This window comes from bacterium (assembly GCA_008933615.1).
Taxonomy (GTDB): domain Bacteria; phylum CLD3; class CLD3; order SB21; family SB21; genus SB21.
The window spans coordinates 1-20,352 of sequence record WBUR01000037.1; the positions used below are offsets into that span (position 1 = coordinate 1).

General features: G+C 41.1%; 23 protein-coding genes. 15 read left to right on the top strand and 8 right to left on the bottom strand.

Features of this window, described 5'->3' with window-relative positions; genetic code table 11:
• From F9K33_13000 to F9K33_13015, 4 genes are all read left to right on the top strand, one after another.
• On the top strand, positions 1-905 hold a 905-nt coding region (locus F9K33_13000; protein ID KAB2878434.1), incomplete at its 5' end, for a thymidine phosphorylase.
• A 171-nt stretch (positions 906-1,076) separates the two neighbouring features.
• On the top strand, positions 1,077-1,697 hold the full coding sequence (locus F9K33_13005; protein ID KAB2878476.1) for a sigma-70 family RNA polymerase sigma factor: 621 nt from the start codon (positions 1,077-1,079) through the stop codon (positions 1,695-1,697).
• Positions 1,697-2,554 carry a hypothetical protein gene (locus tag F9K33_13010; protein ID KAB2878435.1) on the top strand — a complete coding sequence of 286 codons (858 nt, stop codon included), beginning with the start codon at positions 1,697-1,699 and terminating at the stop codon, positions 2,552-2,554. Before F9K33_13005 ends, F9K33_13010 begins: the two co-directional genes overlap by 1 nt.
• Before the next feature lie 22 nt (positions 2,555-2,576).
• On the top strand, positions 2,577-4,442 hold the full coding sequence (locus F9K33_13015) for a tetratricopeptide repeat protein (GenBank protein ID KAB2878436.1): 1,866 nt from the start codon (positions 2,577-2,579) through the stop codon (positions 4,440-4,442).
• Here the strand turns inward: F9K33_13015 and F9K33_13020 are convergent, their stop codons facing one another.
• Genes F9K33_13020 through polA form a run of 3 tightly spaced genes read right to left on the bottom strand, consistent with a single transcriptional unit; the run spans position 4,443 to position 9,182 of the window.
• A complete protein-coding gene (locus tag F9K33_13020; protein KAB2878437.1) occupies positions 4,443-5,318 on the bottom strand; it encodes a hypothetical protein in 876 nt (291 codons plus the stop codon).
• Positions 5,315-6,394, bottom strand: a complete 1,080-nt coding sequence (locus tag F9K33_13025) for a tetratricopeptide repeat protein (protein KAB2878438.1) — start codon at positions 6,392-6,394, stop codon at positions 5,315-5,317. The genes F9K33_13020 and F9K33_13025 overlap by 4 nt, the downstream gene beginning before the upstream one ends.
• A 49-nt stretch (positions 6,395-6,443) precedes the next feature.
• A complete protein-coding gene (polA, locus tag F9K33_13030) occupies positions 6,444-9,182 on the bottom strand; it encodes a DNA polymerase I (GenBank protein KAB2878439.1) in 2,739 nt (912 codons plus the stop codon).
• 208 nt (positions 9,183-9,390) lie between these two features.
• On the opposite strand from polA, the gene F9K33_13035 reads away from it, so the two are divergent.
• The 4 genes from F9K33_13035 (at position 9,391) to F9K33_13050 (ending at position 13,342) form a co-directional block, all read left to right on the top strand.
• Positions 9,391-10,116, top strand: coding sequence for a DUF2914 domain-containing protein (locus tag F9K33_13035; GenBank protein ID KAB2878440.1), 726 nt, complete (start codon positions 9,391-9,393; stop codon positions 10,114-10,116).
• Between the two features lie 123 nt (positions 10,117-10,239).
• Complete coding sequence (locus tag F9K33_13040) at positions 10,240-11,517, top strand: dicarboxylate/amino acid:cation symporter (GenBank protein KAB2878441.1); 1,278 nt, start codon at positions 10,240-10,242, stop codon at positions 11,515-11,517.
• Positions 11,518-11,575: 58 nt separating this feature from the next.
• On the top strand, positions 11,576-11,986 hold the full coding sequence (locus F9K33_13045; protein ID KAB2878442.1) for a cytochrome c maturation protein CcmE: 411 nt from the start codon (positions 11,576-11,578) through the stop codon (positions 11,984-11,986).
• 45 nt (positions 11,987-12,031) lie between these two features.
• Positions 12,032-13,342, top strand: coding sequence for a T9SS type A sorting domain-containing protein (locus tag F9K33_13050; GenBank protein ID KAB2878443.1), 1,311 nt, complete (start codon positions 12,032-12,034; stop codon positions 13,340-13,342).
• An 88-nt stretch (positions 13,343-13,430) separates the two neighbouring features.
• On the opposite strand, the gene ruvC is transcribed toward F9K33_13050, so the two are convergent.
• From ruvC to F9K33_13065, 3 genes are read right to left on the bottom strand one after another with little or no spacing between them, the layout of a single operon-like run.
• On the bottom strand, positions 13,431-13,964 hold the full coding sequence (gene ruvC / locus F9K33_13055) for a crossover junction endodeoxyribonuclease RuvC (protein KAB2878444.1): 534 nt from the start codon (positions 13,962-13,964) through the stop codon (positions 13,431-13,433).
• A 1-nt stretch (position 13,965) separates the two neighbouring features.
• Positions 13,966-14,370: a hypothetical protein gene (locus tag F9K33_13060; protein ID KAB2878445.1), complete on the bottom strand. Its 405-nt coding sequence runs from the start codon at positions 14,368-14,370 to the stop codon at positions 13,966-13,968.
• Entirely contained in the window at positions 14,367-15,248 is an 882-nt protein-coding gene (locus tag F9K33_13065) for a DUF2520 domain-containing protein (GenBank protein KAB2878446.1), read from the bottom strand. The genes F9K33_13060 and F9K33_13065 overlap by 4 nt, the downstream gene beginning before the upstream one ends.
• A 131-nt stretch (positions 15,249-15,379) precedes the next feature.
• Between F9K33_13065 and F9K33_13070 the strand changes: the two genes are divergently transcribed.
• The 7 genes from F9K33_13070 (at position 15,380) to F9K33_13100 (ending at position 19,271) form a co-directional block, all read left to right on the top strand.
• Positions 15,380-15,613 carry a hypothetical protein gene (locus F9K33_13070; protein KAB2878447.1) on the top strand — a complete coding sequence of 78 codons (234 nt, stop codon included), beginning with the start codon at positions 15,380-15,382 and terminating at the stop codon, positions 15,611-15,613.
• 1 nt (position 15,614) lies between these two features.
• Positions 15,615-16,010, top strand: coding sequence for a DUF2203 domain-containing protein (locus F9K33_13075; GenBank protein ID KAB2878448.1), 396 nt, complete (start codon positions 15,615-15,617; stop codon positions 16,008-16,010).
• 153 nt (positions 16,011-16,163) lie between these two features.
• Positions 16,164-16,790, top strand: a complete 627-nt coding sequence (locus F9K33_13080; GenBank protein ID KAB2878449.1) for a hypothetical protein — start codon at positions 16,164-16,166, stop codon at positions 16,788-16,790.
• A gap of 20 nt (positions 16,791-16,810) precedes the next feature.
• Entirely contained in the window at positions 16,811-17,473 is a 663-nt protein-coding gene (locus F9K33_13085; GenBank protein KAB2878450.1) for a bifunctional (p)ppGpp synthetase/guanosine-3',5'-bis(diphosphate) 3'-pyrophosphohydrolase, read from the top strand.
• Between the two features lie 3 nt (positions 17,474-17,476).
• Complete coding sequence (locus F9K33_13090) at positions 17,477-17,689, top strand: hypothetical protein (protein KAB2878451.1); 213 nt, start codon at positions 17,477-17,479, stop codon at positions 17,687-17,689.
• Positions 17,689-18,669, top strand: a complete 981-nt coding sequence (locus F9K33_13095) for a molybdopterin-dependent oxidoreductase (GenBank protein KAB2878452.1) — start codon at positions 17,689-17,691, stop codon at positions 18,667-18,669. Before F9K33_13090 ends, F9K33_13095 begins: the two co-directional genes overlap by 1 nt.
• A gap of 77 nt (positions 18,670-18,746) precedes the next feature.
• A complete protein-coding gene (locus F9K33_13100) occupies positions 18,747-19,271 on the top strand; it encodes a thiol peroxidase (GenBank protein KAB2878453.1) in 525 nt (174 codons plus the stop codon).
• A gap of 62 nt (positions 19,272-19,333) precedes the next feature.
• Here the strand turns inward: F9K33_13100 and F9K33_13105 are convergent, their stop codons facing one another.
• Together F9K33_13105 and F9K33_13110 are read right to left on the bottom strand one after the other, a co-directional pair.
• Positions 19,334-19,669 (bottom strand): hypothetical protein, encoded by a 336-nt coding sequence (locus F9K33_13105; protein ID KAB2878454.1) that lies wholly within the window; start codon positions 19,667-19,669, stop codon positions 19,334-19,336.
• Position 19,670: 1 nt separating this feature from the next.
• The gene (locus F9K33_13110; protein KAB2878455.1) at positions 19,671-20,345 is read right to left on the bottom strand and encodes a hypothetical protein; all 675 of its coding nucleotides are present in this window, start codon (positions 20,343-20,345) and stop codon (positions 19,671-19,673) included.
• Between the last annotated feature and the right edge of the window lie 7 nt (positions 20,346-20,352).

A 20,352-nucleotide genomic window follows, 5' to 3' on the forward strand; every position in this document is an offset into this window, starting at 1 on the left:
CGTTAAAAGATATCGGTGTCTGTATGATAGGGCAGACCGCCGAGATAGCGCCTGCAGACAAAAAATTGTATGCATTGAGAGATGTCACCGGAACGGTCGAATCCATACCATTAATTTCTGCCAGCATTATGAGCAAAAAATTGGCGGAAGGAATTGACGCTTTGGTACTGGACGTAAAAGTGGGCAACGGCGCTTTTATGAAATCTTTTGAGCGTGCTGCCGAGCTTGCAAAAAATCTTATATCGATAGGGGAAAACTCCGGTAAGTCGGTAATAGCATTATTAACGAATATGGACGAACCTCTCGGCAAAGCGGTTGGTAATTGGATTGAAATGCGGGAATCGATCGAAACGCTGCGGGGCAATGGACCGGACGACCTTGTTGAATTGACAGCTGCGTTTTCGGCTTATATGCTGATCTTGGCAAAGCCGGAGTTAACTTACGAAGAGGCATACATTAGATCTAAAGCGAATTTAAGGAATGGGCGCGCTTACGAAAAATTTTTACAAATAGTTCAGCGCCATGGAGGCGATACAAATATACTTACTGATCTTGATGGGTATCCCAAAACAAAACACGCCATCCCCATCACAGCAAAAAGTGAAGGTTTTGTCCTGTCGATTAACTCCCTCGAGATCGGGATGGCGGGAGTTCTTATTGGAGCAGGGCGCCAGAAGAAAGAAGACAATATTGATTATTCTTCCGGCATCATGATTCATAAGAAAGTGGGTGACAGGGTTAAAAAGGGAGAAGCTCTGGCGACAGTGTATGTCAGCCTTGACGAACAACTCGAACCTGCATGTCATAAAATTGAGCAAGCTTATGAGATTGGATTCAATGCACCCGATAAAAAACCGTTGATTTTAGCGGTTATGGACAAGGACGGCTTCCGTGAAATGGACTAGCAATATTGTGCTTGATGTGAAACAAAACCATAAACCATCACGTAACATAGAATGTCAACTATGACAAAACGTTCCAGGAAGCCGGGAAATACGAAAAAGAAAACCGGCAAACGTTCTTTGAAAAAACGTGTGGTGAAAGCGGTTGGGAACCCTCTGGCTGCCGAAACACTTATGGATAGTCCAGAGAGAGTGCTGCTTGAAAAAAGAGAGAAGCAAAAAAAAGAAGATTTTGCGACCATATCCAGAGCGATAAATGGCGATCAAAAAGCGTATAAAGATCTCATGAGCCGTTACCAGTCGCAAATTTTCAGTTTGATGTACCGCATGGTCCGCTCTACGGCTGAGGCGGAGGATCTGGTGCAGGAAGCGTTTATGAAGGCTTTTACATCGATTCGAAACTTCAATTATGAATACGCATTTAGTACTTGGCTATATAAGATTGCAACAAACAACTGCATCGATCACTTAAGGAAAAAAAAATTGCAAACATTTTCGATTGATGCGCCGATTGCCTATAAGGACTCTTCGTATACTATGGAGATCCCGGATTTGACGTATTATCCTGAAAAAGAAATGATGCGCAAAGAAAGGAATTCGATTATCAAAGTGGCCATTGACGAATTGCCGGAAAAATACAAAACGGTTATTTTTCTTCGCCACTCGGAAGAGCTTTCATATGAAGAGATTGCAGTTATGTTAAAGATTCCGATTGGTACGGTAAAGGCAAGAATTTTCAGGGCGCGTGAAATGCTGAATAAATTTCTAAAAGGAAAAATTGACAAAGGATCGTGATGAAGTTGAAAATTGAAAATAAAATAGTGTTTGTTATAGGCCTTTACTTTATCGGATTCCTCTCGCTCTCCGCGCAGTCGCGTGTACAGGAAATAAATCGAGAAGATGAAAAAGAGTTAAAAGTGAAGCTAGAATACGCCGCAGGAAAAATTTCGCTCGGAAAAATTTTTAATGATAAATTATGCCGTATTGCGGTAGAAGAAACTAATAATGAGATAACGCCTAACGTTCGGTACGATAAGGACGGAACAACCGGGTATCTTGTTGTCGACATGAATGAAAATGAATCCGTCGGCGTTTTTGATTTCGGCAATCAAAAGCTGGAGATGGAGTTTACGGACAAAATCCCGGTGTCTTTCAAATTGGAGATGGGAGCGTGCGAAGGAAAATTTGATTTTACCAATTTAAGAGTCAAGGATTTAACGCTGTCCATGGGAGCCAGTTCAGCGGACATATTATTTAATTCAAAGAATAAAGATCGAATTAATAAACTTAAGATAGAGGCAGGAGTATCAAAACTGAACATGATTGGGCTTGCCAATGCCAATTTTGAGAAGATGGAGTTTGAAGGCGGCGTCGGATCGTATACTTTAGATTTTTCAGGCAATTTGAGCCAAAATTCCACCTGCAATATATCCTTGGGGCTTGGCCGATTGACCATCCGCGTTCCTAAAAATTTGAACGTAAAAATTCGAACGGAAGATTCTTTTCTAGCGTCGATAAAAATCAGCGAAGAGTATTTTGTCAAAAAATTCGGCGGAACTTATTATTCAATCAATTACGATGATTCCGCTCCCGCACTTAATCTATTCATTGAAACAGGACTGGGCAATCTGAAAGTTCAAGCCATCGAATAAGTTTACTTCAGGCGCACCTTTGATGACATTTTTATCTCCAAATAAATTCCACGAAGGAATGTATCTATTTATTTTCCTGTTTTTTGCTGTACTACCTGCCGTTTACTCTCAGACCAGTTCAAATCTACTCAATCTTGCAAAAAATTATGAAGAGGACGGGCTTTATGAAAAGGCCGTTCCGATCTATGAAGAATTATACAAGAAAGACCTGACAAATATTGTCGTTTTAGACCGACTGAAGAATGTTTACCGAGTTCTGAGCAAACACGACGGTTTATTGCTGGTTCTCACAAATCAACTTAAGAAGGACTCAGCAAATATTGCCTTGTTATGTGAATTGGCCGACGCCCTGTATAAATCAAAAAATATTCCCATAGCGCAAAACATAGTTCAAAAGATCATTGCACTTGATCCTGGTTCTGAGGGTACGTATCGCCTTGTCATCACGGTTCTCATGGGTAATCGCAGGTTTGATGAGGTGGAACAAACCTACCGGACAGCGCGAAAGAACCTGGCAAACGATAAATTATTTATTTTAGAGATGGCAAGCCTTCTCGTGTACAAAAACGAGTATTATTTAGCAGCAAAAGAATTTCTTAGATATTATAACCTGAATCCAGGCAGTCAGGACTATGTCAAAACTCAGATTCTCCAATTTCCAAATAATTCAAATGATAATCAGTTGGTGATAAAAGCAATCCGGGAGAATCTGGAATTCAATAAAGAAGATTATGCGCTGAATAAATTTCTAATCGACGTTTTAATAAAAAACCAGAATTATGAGTCTGCGTTTGAACAAAGTAAATTAGTGGATACAAAACGCGGTAAGAATGGCGCCGAGATATTAAGTTTTGCAAACATGATGTTTGACAATAGACAGTTCGGCATCTCTCAGGAAGCTTATGCCTATTTTTTGACATTGTATCCCAATGCGCCGCAGGCGGAAATGGGTATTGCCAAATGTTTTGAAAGTATGGGTTCAAATGATGTCCTTATTGTGGCCCAGTCGGACACCGCTTCATTCAAGCAGAAAATAAAAGAAAATATTTCAGCCGATAGGGCCATTCAAACCTACCAAATGCTGATTGCTAAGTATCCAAATTCGGAGTGGAGCGCAGAAGCGTATTTTCATATCGGCGAAATTAAGTTACGAAAGTTTTTCGATGTGCAGGAAGCATTTGTGAATTTCTCAAAAGCCGTTGATTCTAAGAATCCATTTCGAATTGAATCGATGTTTCGTTTAGGCGAATGTTATCTTACAGAAGGGAGGTTGGACAGATCCTTGACTCAGTATACGATGATAAACGCAGAAACCAGGGATGCCGCCACTCGTGACAGAGCGCTTTTCCATGAAGCGGAAATATACTTTTTCATGGAAAAATTCGATTCTTGTCTTAGCCGGATGAAGTCGCTCAGCCGGAGTCAAAACGGGTTATATGTTAATGATGCGCTATCGTACGTGCTTCTCATTCAGGAAAATCAAAAGGAAACCCATTTATTAACAATGTTTGCGAGAGCGAGTCTGTATTTTGTTCAGAAGAAATACTCGGAAGCCCTCGCATTGCTGAGTGAAATCATACATGTGTCTCCAAACGCCGCCATCGTGGATGATGCGTTACTGAAAACCGCAGCTATTTATTCTATGAGCGGGAGATACGCTGAGGCCATCTCGGTATATAGAAATATTGTGGATAATTTAAAAAACAGTACATTGGGAGACCTGGCGCTAAAAAAAATCGGTGAGACCTTTGAAGAGAAATTAGAGACTCCTGCTGAAGCTATTAAGGCGTACAGAGAACTCCTTTCTCGTTATCCAAAGAGCATTTATGTAAATCAAGTGAGAAAACGCATGAGGGAACTGGAACAAACCGCCAAAAAATCTTCGTGATTAATCACTCCAATACGGATACGTATCTATTGCGTCATTATCTGTAATATTTTTTAAGGTCTGTCCATTCTTTTTCATTGTGAAAATCTCCATATTGCCTGTTCGATTTGTAACGAAGGCAATGGTATTGCCGTCTGGAGAAAATACAGGGTATCCGTTAAAATGAAGCGAGTCGGTTGGCATCAGGTCAGCTATTGTTTTTGTGGCAATCGTAAGAATGGAGATATGGTTATTTCTGCTAAAAACGATTTGCGCGCCATCCGGTGAAAAGGCTGGAAACAAGTTGTCGCCAATTCCATCCGTAAGATTTTGGACCGCTCCGCCTAAACCGGTCATTAAAAAGATGTCTGAATTACCGCCGTTGATATTACGGGTAAAAGTAAGCTTAGAGTCATCGTAAGAAAACGCGGGTGAGTAATTTACCGTATCGCCGCTATTGTAAGTCAACCGCGTGAGTCCCGTCCCGGATGAATTCATAACATAAAGATTATGGTTTCTTATAAAAACGGCTTTATCGCCTTTATGAGAGATTTGCAAGACGCTGTATTCTGAGTCATCAGAGGTTACTTTTGTTGAAACATTATTCTGATAAATATATATATTGGGAGTTCCTTCACGGTAGGACAAATATGCAATTTTATTTCCGTTGAGAGAAACGCTGGGGTAAATGTCGTCGGATTTATTGTCTGTTATATTTGTAATGCCTATGCCGGAGCTATTGGTAGCAAAAACTTCAAAATCGCCGGTCCGATTACTTTGAAAAACTAGTTTTCCGCTTAAATTTGATGTTATGACATCATCTCCGGTCGCATCGGAAGTATCGCGACAGGAAAAAAGAAGTCCGATGAATAAAATACAGAAGAGCGTTTTAATCATTTCTTTAAGGATTCATCCAATTTTTCTTTTGCCATAGTAAGCCGCCGTTGAACTTCGTCAGACGGGCTCATCTTCATCGACATATTCAGGTATTTTACAGCGTTTGCATAATCTTTGTTTTTGAAATATCCCCATCCCAATATGTCTGCCGATTCGATGTTCCTTGGTTTCAATTCATCGGCGGCATGAGCCATTTTAATTCCCCATTCAATATCAATATCCTTATCTATAAGCGTCCATGCAACAGTATTATAATTTTTAAACTTGTTGCCTTCCGGCGATTCAAGTATTTGATTGAATAATTCTTTAGCTTTTGTTTGATCTCCGCTCTTCCATAGGCTTGCCGCGTAATTTGCCTTAATGCTATTATCTTTTGAGTCATATTTCAGCAGTTCTCCGTAAAAGAATATGGCCTTTTGAAAATTCTCAACACCGAAAAATAATTCACCAAGATTATGCAGGGTCTTAATATCGGCCGGACGAAACTCAAGAGCCTTTTGGTATTGTTCAATGCATTTGGCGGTTTCTTCTTTTTCATTGTAAAGATATCCTAACATCGTGTGAAGATCAAACGAATGAACCCCTGCGGTTTCAGCCGTTTCGAGCTCACGCAATGCTTCGTCCAGATTGCCTTTTTCATAGGCGTGATATCCTAACGTCTGGTGGGCAAACCCGTTGTTCAAATCAATGACAAGCGCTTTGTTGACAAAAACCATAGACTGCTCCAACATGGCATTTTTCATTTCAGTGTTTTTCGCCGATTTGTGTTTCATTGCAGCCATAAAATAGGCTTCGCCGATGCGCGCCTGAGCGTCAGCAAAAGTCTGATCCAATTCGGCCGCTTTAAGCAACGCACTTAATGCCTTTTCAGGATCGTTTTTTTCTAGCGCGGCAACGCCCAATTTGTATTCATCAATGGCGCGTTTGGGAATACCTGCATATTGATTGTTCGAAAAATATTTCATCCCGGCATAAACCACGCCGGCGATGCATACAACGGTAATGATAATAAACAGTTTGCTTTTCCAGAACGGTGCTCCCGGATTGGGGTTGGACTTTTTTGTTTTATCCGACATTCAATTTCTCCTATTGTTTATACATAATACGAAAAAAAACGAACATTTTTTATTTGGTCTCAAGCCAATTGTCTCCCACGCCAATATCCACCTTTAGTGGAGCCTTTATTTTTACAGCATTTTCCATTTTTTCCTTGACCAAGCTCTTCATAGTGCCGATCTCTTCTTGCATAACCTCAAATACCAATTCATCATGCACCTGCAGGATCATCTTTGATTTTAATTTTTCTTTTCGTATGGCATGGTCAACATGGATCATGGCAATTTTAATTATTTCTGCAGCCGTTCCCTGGATGGGTGTGTTAATAGCGGCTCGCTCGGCGACGTTACGCACCGTAAAGTTCTTGCTCTGCAGATCCGGCAGATAACGGCGTCTGCCAAACAATGTAGTGACAAAACCGGAAGATTTACCCTGGTCCATAATTCTATCGATACACGCTTTTATGGTAGGATACTTTGCAAAGTAATTTTGTATAAAAGTTTTTGCCTCGCTTTGGCTCATACCAATGCGGCTTGCGAGGCCAAACGGCGAAATACCGTACATGATTCCGAAATTAATATCTTTGGCCTTTCTTCGCAAATCCTTTGTCACCTTTTCCTTCGGAATTTCAAAAACAAGAGATGCGGTTGTGGTATGAATATCTTCTCCATCTTTGAATGCCTGAATCAGATTCTCATCACCCGACATATGCGCCATTACCCGTAATTCAATCTGCGAATAGTCTGCTGAAAGCAATACCCAGTTTTTGAGCTGCGGGGTAAATGCCGTCCGAATTTCGCGTCCCATATCGGTTCTGATCGGAATATTCTGAAAATTAGGATTACTGGAAGATAATCGTCCCGTTGATGCGATTGTTTGGCTGAAAGTCGAATGAATACGGCCTGTTTTAGGATTAAGCAAGGGCGGCAGGCCGTCAATGTAAGTTGACTTCAATTTGGTCAATTGCCGATACGCAAGGATCGAATCAATGATGGGAAGGCTTTTATATAATTCAAGTATCCGAACATCGGTCGCATATTGTTTGGTTTTACCCGTACGCTTAGGTTTTTCTATACCGGCCAACTTTTGGATTTGTAGTTTTTCAAATAACACATCGCCGAGCTGTTGGGGAGAATTCAGATTAAAATGGATACCGGCCTCTTTAAAAATAGTCTTCTCCTGTTTTTTAATTTCTTTTGCAAATTCCAATGACATGTCTTTCAGAATTTTCAGGTCAAGCCAAACGCCATGGTATTCCATATCTGCTAAGACAGAGGACAGCGGCATTTCGATATCATGGAAGATTCTGTCCGACTCGGTCTCTTTGAGTTTCTTGACCAAAACATGTTTTAATTGTTCCACGCAATCTGCATCTTCACATGCGTATTCAGCGATTATCTCGTGTGGAATATCCTGCATGTTGGTTTGATTTCGTCCGGAACCTATTAAATCTGAAGTAGGAATTTTTGTGTAGCCGAGGTATTCTTTCGCCAATGCGTCGATATTGACGTCTTTTTCTGAATTGATCAGGTGTGCGGCTATCATTGTGTCAAAATTAATTCCTCGTACCTGTATGCCGCAGTTTTTGAGGACGAGAACATCGTACTTTGAGTTTTGTCCCGACTTCTTGATTTTTTCATTTTCAAGAACCGGTTTCAACTGCGACAGGACGGTTTCACGAGGCAATTCGCCGTTGACAGGGATATAAAAAGCCTCATGTTCTTGGAATGAAAAGGATAGCCCTACCAAATCGTCCTGCATGGGATCAATACCGGTCGTCTCAGTATCGAATGAAAAAGCATCGGTCTTCTCGAGTTGTTTAATGAGATTATTGAGATCTTTTAGTGATGCTACAAGGTGATATCGGTTGTTTCGCTTTTTCTGCGATTGCACCGTCTTTTCGGGATCGGTCAAACTGAGATCTGAAAACAGATCCTCTTCTTTTTTTGTAAATTTTTTAATGAGTGAAGTAAATTCGAGTTGCTTCAGCAGTATGATCAATTGTTCGTAATTCTTCCGGCCTGATTTAAGTTTGTGAAAATCGATCTTAATCGGAACATTCGTATCAATAGTTGCCAATTCTTTTGACAAAAAAGCATTATCTCTGTATTCGATAAGGTTTTCTTTGACTTTTCCTTTGAGCTCATCAATATGTACATACAGATTTTCGATAGTTCCGTATTGGGTGATCAGTTTTGCTGCGGTCTTTTCTCCGATCCCTTTGACGCCGGGAATATTATCCGCCGTATCTCCCATCAGGCCGAGCATGTCGGTGATATTGTGAGGCTCCACTCCAAATTTATCCTTGACGCCGGCGGCTTCGACAATTTCGAGCGCGATGCCTTTTTTTAGCGGGTTATACATGACGATTTTATCATTGATCAGTTGCATAAAATCTTTATCGCCGGTGACCATGTACGCTTTGATGTTCTCTTTGGCGGCTCGTACAGACAGAGTGCCAATAATATCATCAGCCTCGAAGCCCGCCAATTCGACCGCCGGAACACCCAATGCTTCAGATATTTGTTTAACCAGAGGAAGCTGCGGTGCCATATCTTCCGGCATTTTCTCACGTGTTGCTTTGTAGGGAGCGTATTTCTTGTGGCGAAACGTGGGTTCCGGCGTATCAAAAACAACCGCGATATACTCCGGCTTTTCCTCGTCCAGTATTTTGATCAACGCATTTGTAAATCCGAATACTGCGCTCGTATTCTCACCTTTGGAGTTCTTGAGGGGATTGCTTATAAACGCAAAATAGGCGCGATAGGCGAGCGCCATCCCGTCCAACAAAAATAATCTCTCAAACATAATGAATTAATTGTGATGTAAAAATGCGGAAGTAAAATACAATCCAAACGCTTTAAAAACAAGATTTTTTAGGAACCGATCAGAATCGCTCAAAAAAAACAGTGGTATTCCGCCCGAAGATTTGCTATTATTTTATAACGTCCGGCGGGCGTATTAATCGCATGGCATGTTGATGAAAAATATAAAATTGAAGTAAGGAGGAGTACACATGGGTAAATTAATAGTGGCAGTGATGATGGCTTTTACGATCACGTCCAATGTCATACGTGCACAAGTTGCCATCGAATCAATCAAATTCGGAACGGGTGTTGAAAAAAACGATGTCGTTGGCGAAAGCACCTCGTTTTCGGCGGAAACTGATAAAGTTTATTGTTGGCTGAGGATTACCGGAGCCCAGGGAAAAACGGTAATGGTGAAGTGGTATCGGGACAATGTATTTTTGTCGGACGTTGCCCTTGAAATTACTTCTAATAATATGCGAACCTATGCCTATAAAACGATTTTCGGCAATGGAGGAAACTACAAAGTCGAGATCGTCGACGACGGGGGAAATATAATACAAACCGGCGAATTCGTTGTGTCAGGAGGATCCGTTTCGGCTGCGTCGGCAACAGAGGGCGGACTAATTATTGAGGCTCTGAAATTCGGTACAGGTGTTGAAAAAAGTGAGATTGTGGGAGAAGCGACAACATTTTCCGCTTCGACGGACAAAGTGTATTGCTGGGTCAAAGTTACTGGTGGAGACGGGAAGTCGATTACTTTAAAATGGTATTACAATAACACATTCATGAATGATGTATTACTTGAAATTAAATCCAACTCAATGCGCACGTACGCGTATAAAACCATCGCTGGAAATCAAGGCGATTGGAGAGTTGAGATAGTAGGGTCTTCCGGTGCCGTGTTGCAGGCCGCCTCTTTTATTGTGAAATAGATTGATCGAAATCCTAAATAAATAATGCAGAAAGGGAGCCTTCTTTTCTGCATTTTTTTTGTAAGGTTTATTGTTCCGATTATTGATTCTTTAGTTTAGAAAAACTCTCAAGGGTAATGGTATATGAAATTGCATTCGAAGATTCTTTTGGGCTTAATCGTCGGCCTGATCGCCGGTATTATAACGAATCAATATCTGGGATCCGGTGCGCAACCCGGCTTGGAGTTCTTTATTTCCAATATCACCGATCCTATCGGCCAGATATTTTTACGGCTTCTGTTCATGATCGTGGTACCGCTGGTATTTGCATCATTAGCCCTCGGCGTTGCCAATTTGGGCGATATGGGAACTCTCGGAAAGATTGGGATACGTACCCTAATTTATTTTCTCGTTTTAACGGTAATAGCGACATTCATTGGCCTTTTTTTAGTTCAGGTATTTCAGCCTGGCAAAAATTTCGATCCGGCCGTGCAAACCCGCTTAATGGAACTATACGGGGAGGGATCATCCGAGGTGATTGGCCGCAGTAAAGAGATCGAATTTACCATAATGACTTTTGTTAATATGATATTGCCACGTAATATCCTTCGAGCGATCGTAGATATGCAAATGCTGCCGATCATATTGTTATCGCTTCTTTTTGGAATCATGTTGACCAAAATGAAACCGCCTGAGGTGGATTCGATGAAGAGAGGATTAACCGGGCTTAATGAATTTTCTATTCGAATTGTTGATATGACTATGGAAATTGCGCCATTTGCAGTTCCGTGTTTGATATTCGGAGTATCGGCCCGATTTGGCTTAGAAATTTTAAAGCCATTGGGTATGTATGTACTGCTGGTTTTTACTGGGTATTTAATCCATATGGCTGTAGTGTATTCAATTTTATTGCGAACCGTTGCCGGCGTAAATCCTTGGAAATTTTTTAAAGCGATAAAGCCTATTATGATCACGGCATTTTCAACGAGTTCCAGTAACGCGACACTTCCCACAACGATTCGAGTGTCAGAAGAAGACTTGCATATTGCGCCAAAAATTGCCGGCTTCGTATTACCGCTCGGTGCAACCTCCAATATGAACGGGACTTCGCTCTATGAGGGTTTGACCGTTTTATTTATTGCACAAATCTTTGGGGTTGACCTCTCGTTAACCCAGCAGGCGATGGTCGTCGTCATGACTGTCTTAACGGCAATCGGTGCAGCGGGAATTCCAGGGGGTTCATTGCCGCTAATTGTCTTGGTGCTGCAAACGGTGGGCGTGCCGGCCGAAGGTATCGGTATTATACTTGGAGTTGATCGTATTCTTGATATGGGCCGAACAGTTGTTAATGTTACTGGCGACGTGACAGCCGCCGCCTACATCGCAAAGACTCAAGGCGAACCTGCTCGATTTGATTCATGAAGATTTTTTTGACTTTTTGACATATTTAGATTAGATTGAACCATTGAAAGGAATAATTATGGAAAAAAAGAACATAAAGATCATTGTTGGAGTTACTCTGGTTGTTTCCGTTCTGACTTTTTTAAGTGTCAGCGGATTTAATGAAGGCAAGTCGTATTATAAATTTGTTGACGAACTTGTTGCAATGGGGCCGGAAGCCTATAAGAAAAACTTGAAGGTACATGGCAACGTTGTAAGCGGTAGTATTAAGAAGGATGAACATAAACTCGAGTTCTTGCTGACACGCAACGGCGCCACGATTCCAGTGAAATACATCGGGAAAGCGCCCGTTCCGGATACGTTTAAGGATGAATGTGAAGCGGTTATAGACGGCCGTTTCAAAGAAGACGGCACATTTGAAGGTACTCAGATCCAAGCCAAGTGCGCGTCAAAATATGAAGTGGATTATAAAGACCTCAAAGGCTCTTAAGTAAGATAAATAATTGATAAAACGAAAAGATCATTCCGGCTGTGAATGATCTTTTTTTATTTCAACGATCCTATGTTATACAGATCACCATATATTTTTCCGTTTCTTGTCGTTATTCTGCTCATTTTTGCAGGGTTCGTTGTGTATTCTTTTTCTAACGGCAAAAGCAATACATTATTAAAAACCTCCTTGTCTGTAGTGACCAGATCAACGGGAGTCGCCTCGGTATTTTACGAAGACGGCAAGGCGGCTGAATTTGTCGGACATCATTTCAACGGGTTAAAATATCCGAACGCTTTGTATCAGGGTTTTATAGTCATTCATTTTGATGAAATGGATTCTGTATTGACAAAACACAGCGCCGTGGGCAGAACAAATGCAAGAAACAATCCCGGCGATAAGAACGGATTTAAATGGTTACAAAGCCATTTATTTGAAAATTCTCAAACCTCTATTGACACTTCCTATTTTACCATTGATGAGGTTTCAACTCGTTTTACAGTAAGGCAAATTATAGAAGCGAAAAAAGACAGCAGCCACGCCATTTTCGTTACTTATATTTTTGAATTTATTAAACCGCCGGGTGATACGGCCATATTTTCCAATACTAAATTATTGTTTGGCTACGACGGGGACATCGGAAATTCACTCGGCGGATTTAGCGATGACAGCAGCGGGTACTACGAAGACGATTCATCTGCAGTGGTATATGTGTTTGACGATAGTCTGAAATTGTATTCAGGTGTGGGTTTAATCAATAAAAAAACTAATGCCGTTGCGGGGAATTATGCACTTATGCATCAATCTGCAAACCGTGCCGGCTCTAATAAAAAGGATCTTGACACGCTATTATTTAATTTGATGAGCCAGCCCGTATTTGTATCATCTTTACCTAAGACGGATATCAGTGTATTCTGGGCGATTGACTTGGGTACCATACTGCCGATAGATACCACTCGCGATACGATTCAATTTGTTTTGCTCAACGGGTCCGCCAAAAATACGCTTATTCAGGCAGCAAAAGGAAAAAACGCCATCGAAAACAAAGCGGATATTTATTCTATACGGAGAATTCCATCAAGCATCTTTCTTTATTCTAACTATCCAAACCCTTTTAATCCGGAGACAACGATTAAATATGACCTGGATCGGGAAACCGTTGTTTCACTAAAGATTTATAATCTTTTGGGCCAGGAAGTTCGTCATCTATTTCATGGCAAACAAGGCGCAGGACAACAGAAGGTAGTGTGGGACGGCAGGGATGAACGGGGGAATGAGTTGGCGAGCGGAATTTATATTTATCGTCTTGATGCGGGGAAGGTATCGAAAACGAAAAAAATGATTCTGGTTAAATAAGGACATTTGTTCTAAAGTAAATAATCCAACTCGCAAAAGACTTTCTGAATAAATCTAACGCCCGTCACTTGTTGTTGTGCGAGTCCGGCTAAGATTTAATCAATTCCGGATGCGCTTTTATGTATGCACTCCAGCTTTTGACAGATGCCCGCGGTGACTTAACGCGATGGGCATGACAAATGGCAATGCCCAATGCGTCGGACTCATCGAAGGTCATTTCTTTTTTTATATCAAGAATTTTTTTCACCATAAAATGAACTTGTTCTTTTGACGCATTTCCGTTGCCTACCACAGCCATCTTCATTTCTTTAGCAGAATACTCACTGATATGTATATCATGATGCAAAGCGCCGAGCATCGCCGCTCCTCGAGCGTGACCAAGTTTCAGAGACGATTTCACATTCTTGCTAAAAAAAACATCTTCGATCGCGCATTCATTGGGATGATATGATTCAATAATATCTACTATATTGTCGTAAATACGTTCGAGTTTTTGCGACAGGGAATAGTTCTCCGGAAGATTAATAATACCGCTACTGAGATACATTAGCTTATTTTTTTCATATCGCACTACCCCAAAGCCAGTTGTGTTAGTCCCAGGATCAATTCCGATAATGATCATATCATGGCCTGACGTATGTCTGTGAAGTCGGCTGTCCGCTGTTGTCCGTAAAAGCCAAAACCAAAATAAAAGGAGTTAGCTCATTAATATTATAAACAAATTCACTCAGTACCTCATTGCCTTCCTTGAATAAAATATAAAGATCACCATCCTCGATTCTATAGTAGGCATCGTATTCGTGCGTACCCTCCACGTCAATGACTGCAATGTGTATGGTAAAATCGACATTAAATGTGAAAAAGATCTGTCCGGGTCTGGGCGGATCTGTACTTTGCAGGATCCATGATCCCTGAATCAGGGCTTCTTTGTTCTCATCAGCAGATGAAATCAATTGCTCCCTGCAGGAAAAGAAAAGCGGTATGATAATAATGAGGCTACAAATATAATTTATCGCAGAGTGTTTCATTGTGGTTTCTTGTTGTTTTTTGCGATAAGGTAACAAACTTTGGTTAGCTCCCTATAAACATTTAGATATTTCTGGTTAGATTTTTTTAGGGCGTGAAGATGATTTTTTATAACTCTTATGTCGTTACGCTCCGCAGGCCCGGTCAGTGAAGCATCAACACCGTTAAGTGCGACATTCTTTAGCGTTTGAGCTATAATGGGCAGCAGAATATCAACGGATGTTTTCTTTTTCAGACCGATTTGAGCATATATGTTCTGTGAGATGTATAGCAATGCTACCAGAAAATTAGAACAAAAGACTCCGCCCAAATGGTACTGTGTTTTTTGTTCATCAGTAATTTTGAGGCAACGTCCTCCAAGTTTAATAACTATTCTGGTCATAACAGAACTGGCAAAGGAGTCGCCTTCGATTCCAAAGTATATATTCTTGAAATGATTGTCCAATGTATTCTTAGTCCACTTCATTTTTCTTGGAAAGGTCTGCATCGGATGCATCGAAGCAATATGTATTTTGCTACTATCAGCCGCCTTCAGTTTGGCCAGAGACGCCGCCGCCCGCGTTCCCGATGTATGAATTACGATGACTTTTCGATCTTGAAAACAGACTCTTTGTAATTTGGTTACAACAGTCTGAATCTGAGAATCGGGGACAGTGATCAAAATCAAATTACATTCAGTTAGCAAGTTAAAATCAGAACCGGCCGCTGCACATTGAATTTTGGCGGCCAACTTTAGAGCAGTATGAGATGTTCTGCTGACAACGGCGTTAAAATTAAAACCCTTTTGACGTAACAGGAGAGCCAACGGGACTCCTACAGCGCCGACGCCAACCAGGCCAATCTTGAGCGAATGCCGATATTTGGTCACCTTGTTTTTCACTAAACAAGTTACAGGTTGTGTCGAATAAAGGCAAGTATTGAATCATTTGTAAGTGGCGGAAATTAATCTTGCATTTGAGAGCCCATATTTTTTACATTGTCATGTGATAGAACCCCTGAAGGAGCCTCTGAATGAATTTTGATTCCTACATTCCAAGCAATGAAACTGAAAACAATGAATTTCGAAAAGTTGCGGAAGCATATTTCAACAATTATATTATCAATTGGTGCAATCGTAATCATATTGATGCATCTTCTCGTGAACACATGATCCGCGTATTGTCGGATTATTCCGTATTCTTTTTTGACAGTCTGATGCATGATATCGCCGATGCGGAACCGCTTGATAACGATCTAAAAAATTAAAATGTCCGCTTATTTTCATAAACGTCATTTTACACCTGAAGAAGCTAAAGAGTTATTACAGACGGTCCGGCCTCAATGTGAACGTTTGTTGAAATTGAAATCAACGCTGGATGAGTTGAATTACAATCTATATAAACATGAATATTTCGGAGGTCTTGGACCTAACGGGTCGAAGTTTCATCCTCCGGAATTGGAAGAGTTGGTACAGATCATGCGTTTCTTTGAAAAAGAGGGAGTCGTAGTAAAAAGTTTGCAGGACGGCCTGATCGATTTCCCAAGTTTGCGTCCAAATGGCGAAGAAGTCTACCTGTGCTGGAAAGCCGGCGAAGATGATATAGCATTTTGGCACACTATGGACGGCGGTTTTAGCGGCAGAAGATCCATGATCGAATGGTGATCTTATAATTTAATTTCCATCCTTTTATTAGTTCAAAAACTCAGCTCTTCTGATTCATTTCGTGATTTTCTAAATGGTGCATTGTGAATGAGTATTTGTTGTTATATGGCTTTCATTTGAAGTGCGACGGGGTTGTTTTTTAGGAACGAACGTATGGCCGGACTTGTTCTTGAAGGCGTTGTCGGAAGCGGAAAAACATCGGTTATTCGTTATTTAAGAAAATATTTTATTGAAAAAGATTGTTCGACGCTCATTCTCACCGAACATGATACGGAAAGACCAATGGAACCTTTTCGTTTATCTAATCCGCTGGAAAGCATTTCTCATTTAAATCGCTTGCTCAGCATTATAGAAACTATCCATGAGACACCAAAACCAATTCATGCAGACCCACTACATGAAATGTATTTTGTTTTCGAGAGATTTCACCTGAGCCATTGCCTTGATATTGCGGGATTAGAAAATTTTCATCTTTACAGCGATATCGACAGCCGGCTCCATGCGTTTTGTGCTAAGCTCGTCGTTCTTTCCGTTCCGGAAAACGCCATTGAGGAAAGAAGCGTCGTTTCAACAAAACAACATCGCAATGAAAAATGGGATCAGTATCTGGGCCAGATTGCGTCTACTGATGAAGGCGTGGCTCGCCATTATTTGGCGCAACAGGAAGACTTATTAAAATTATGTCAAAAATCAAGAATTCCATCGATGGTCGTAGACACTACAAATTGCGACTGGCAAGATATTTCTAATCATATTATTGATTTTTTGAACAAGAAATAAGCTGTTAACGGAGACGAAGCGTGGAATCAAAAGTGCGAAAGGGATCGAAAAAGTCTTTAGGAAGTCAAACGAGAAAAGACACGGAGTTTTTCGACAAATTCAATAATTTTGATTTTGTTGAAAACAGGTTTCATGCGTTTATGGCCCGGTACAAATTCCAAAAATCAGAAAAACTTATGATGCGTAAGGCTCTTGATTTTGCGAAACTAGCGCATAACGGGCAGAAACGGGATGAAGGCACGCCTTATATTATGCATCCGTTGCGGGTCGCTAACATTCTAATGGATGAGGTTGCGGCGATGAAATCCGACATTATATGTACTGCGCTGCTGCACGATGTTATCGAAGACTGCGGAATCACACTAAAAGAATTGAAAAATAATTTTAACGAATCTATAGCGCAGATGGTTAAAATTCTCACCAAGGACCCTTCAATAGAAAATCACAAACGCGTCTATGTTGAAACCATTATGAATTCCAACGATCCGGTTAAACTCGTAAAAGTGTGCGACAGACTGGATAATCTCCGGTCGCTTCGATTCAGCACGAACAAAGCAAAGATGCGGCGATATATCAACGAGACGGAAAAAAAATATATACCGATGGCTGAGATCACCAACAATTACATCTTTCGCGAATTGAAACATGAGCTTAGCGTGATAAGAAATCGTATGCGGAGGTAATACATGAAATCTGTCACGGGAGAAATATCGGATTCGCTTTTTGCGGAGGAACGGACGGCGGAGCCTAGAGAACTATTTTGTATGGATTTTGATCTTGGCTGTTTCGACGTTCCGAGCGCGTTAACCTGCAAACGAGGAACATCCGCAATCATTTCTGAAGTGCGGTATTATACAATGGCCATCAAAAGTATTTGCCCTTTATGTGAACGCCTATAATGAAGTTTCTAAATCGCCGACATTTTTTAAGAATATCTATTGCCGGTATCGCTCCACTCATCCTGCCTTTCAAGAACTTCAGATTATTCTCATCAATTAATGTCCCGAAACGAAAGATCATCCCATTTGACAAGATGAAGGTCTTGTCTGCAAAGGAATTTTACGTTCAGAGCATTGATGAAAAACCTCCTAAAATTGAATCTAAGAAATGGCGGCTGAGCCTGGACGGATTATTTAAGAATCCAATGACCTTGAATTATGATCAGATAATGGCAAGAGAATCTGTGACGCAAATGACTTCGCTGGCCTGCATAGGAAATGAAGTTGGAGGCCAGCAGATCGGCAATGCCCGATGGACGGGTTTCCGATTGCGCGGTCTTTTAGAAGAAGCCGGATTGGGCGAAAATGCGAAGAAAATCATCTTTTACTGTGAAGATATCTATTCAACCGCCATCGAAATTCAATCGCTGTTGAATGACAACGTGATGCTGGCCTATGTGATGAATGAAAAGCCGCTCACGCGTGAGCATGGATTTCCCCTGCGGCTGATCATTCCTGGACGTTACGGGATGAAAAATCCGAAATGGCTCAGAAAATTAGTCGCAACGGAGGAAGACTACAGAGGCTATTGGGAAAATTTTGGTTGGTCGGATACGGCGGAACTACAAATCATCACTCGAATAGACCGCAAAGTTGAAAACCATATCGTACAAGGCGTGGCCCTAAATGGTAAGAATAAAATAGACAAAATAGATGTCAGCCTCGACGGCGGACAAAGTTGGAACGAAGCGAATATTGAACAGACCGAAAGTTCTTATGTTTGGTCATTATGGAGTTTTGAAATCGGCGTAACAAAAGGTAAGATTGAGGTAGTTTGCCGGGCTACGAATGAACAAGGCGAGACACAAGATGAAACCAAACGCCTTGCGTTCCCATCCGGCGCCTCAGCTCCGGATCGCCAGAAATTTCGTATTTTGTGATTGAGCGTTACGGAATTTTTCACTATAATTATAAACCCAATTAACGAACATTCATTTATTTACATAGGAGAAAAGCTATGACGGAAAGAACCGGTAAATTAACAATCAAAGGCAGCCCCTTGACGCTTTTAGGCGAAGAAATAAAAGTCGGTCAAAAGGCGCCTAATTTCACTGCGCGCACTGCCTTTGGGCCAGAAACCAAAGTTACTCTGGATAGTTCTAAAGGCAAAATTCGTATCTTCAGCGTTTCCCCGTCTCTTGATACCAGCGTTTGCGAAACGCAGGCCATTCGTTTTAATCAAGAAGCGGGTAAGTTAGGTGATGTTGAAATCTATCATATTACCGTAGATTTGCCTCCTGCGCAGGCACGTTTCTGCACTCATCAACTTGAAGGTTCAGCCAAAGTAAAAATGGTTTCTGATTATGCAGAAAAATCATTCGGCATGAATTACGGAATTATCATCAAAGAATGGCAGGTTCTTTCTCGCGGAATTTTTGTCATAGGCAAAGACGATACGGTAAAATATGTCGAATACCTTCCTGAAGTGGCGCAATTGCCGAATTTTGATAAAGCGCTCGAAGCGGTGAAGAGTCTCATGTAGCAAAACGAATAGAGTTCAAGTAAAAAAAGGGCGCCATGGGCGTCCTTTTTTGTTATACCTAACTACGAACCAAGACGGTCTAAAAAATCGGTGAAGGTTTCTTCTTTTCTGCCAAAAAAACGATCGGCATGTACGGCCTGTTTTTTTGCACGATGCACATTTGAGGCTATAAAATTTTGAACTGAGTTATCCTTGCCGCGCACGGCAGGGACGATAAGGACTTCACCTATCGGCGCAAGAAAATCAGCGACGGTCAAAAAATCTTTGCTGAAAAAAGTGGTTGCGGCCTCGTTCGTGGAACGGGTGAATCGTTTCGCGGGTCTTCTGGAAAGCGAATTAAATTCCTGAAGTAAAGTTGCTGCTGCGGCCGTTTCCGTAAATTTCGTTTGGGATTCCATACTAGTCTTCTTCTATCTCTTTTTTGATTTTTTGAAACGCCTCGAGCGGTGAAAAATGTTGTTTCATATAATTGTTAACCAAACCGATTGTATCGTCGTTATCCAACAAGAATGAACACCATTCGTATCCTTCGGATTTGCAGGTGATCTCGACACAGGATAGGTTCATATTCGAAATGCGGCTGAAGATTCCGGCAAAAAAACCAGCGTACAATTCACACGCGGTTCTTGAATCGTCGCTCGCTGCATCGGGAATAATGTCATTAACCAGGATCGAGTTGTGTAAATCAACAAACAAAAAATTGTCGCGTCTTTTTAGCTCAAAGTTTCCCCACCCCAGCGCGGCTAAATAGTTGGTGAAAAGCTGATGAAACTGATCCATACTCAGGTCTTTGATTGAACGAACTTCGGGAAATGTCAGCAATGCAAGACGCTCGATCTTTGAATAAACCTCGTCGCCCCATTGAAATCCGATTCGGTATAAAAGTTCTTTGTCATGATTAGGGAATCGGGTTTTAATAAAGTTTATACAGCCGTTGAAAAAACTTTTATCTATCGCAAGGCCCCGCAGGGATTCATGGATGATGATTTCTGAACTTAATGGAAGGAATTGAACAAAATTATCGGGTAAAATAAATTCAGCGAATTTTTCAATAGAAACAGTTGAATTGGGCATAGTAATT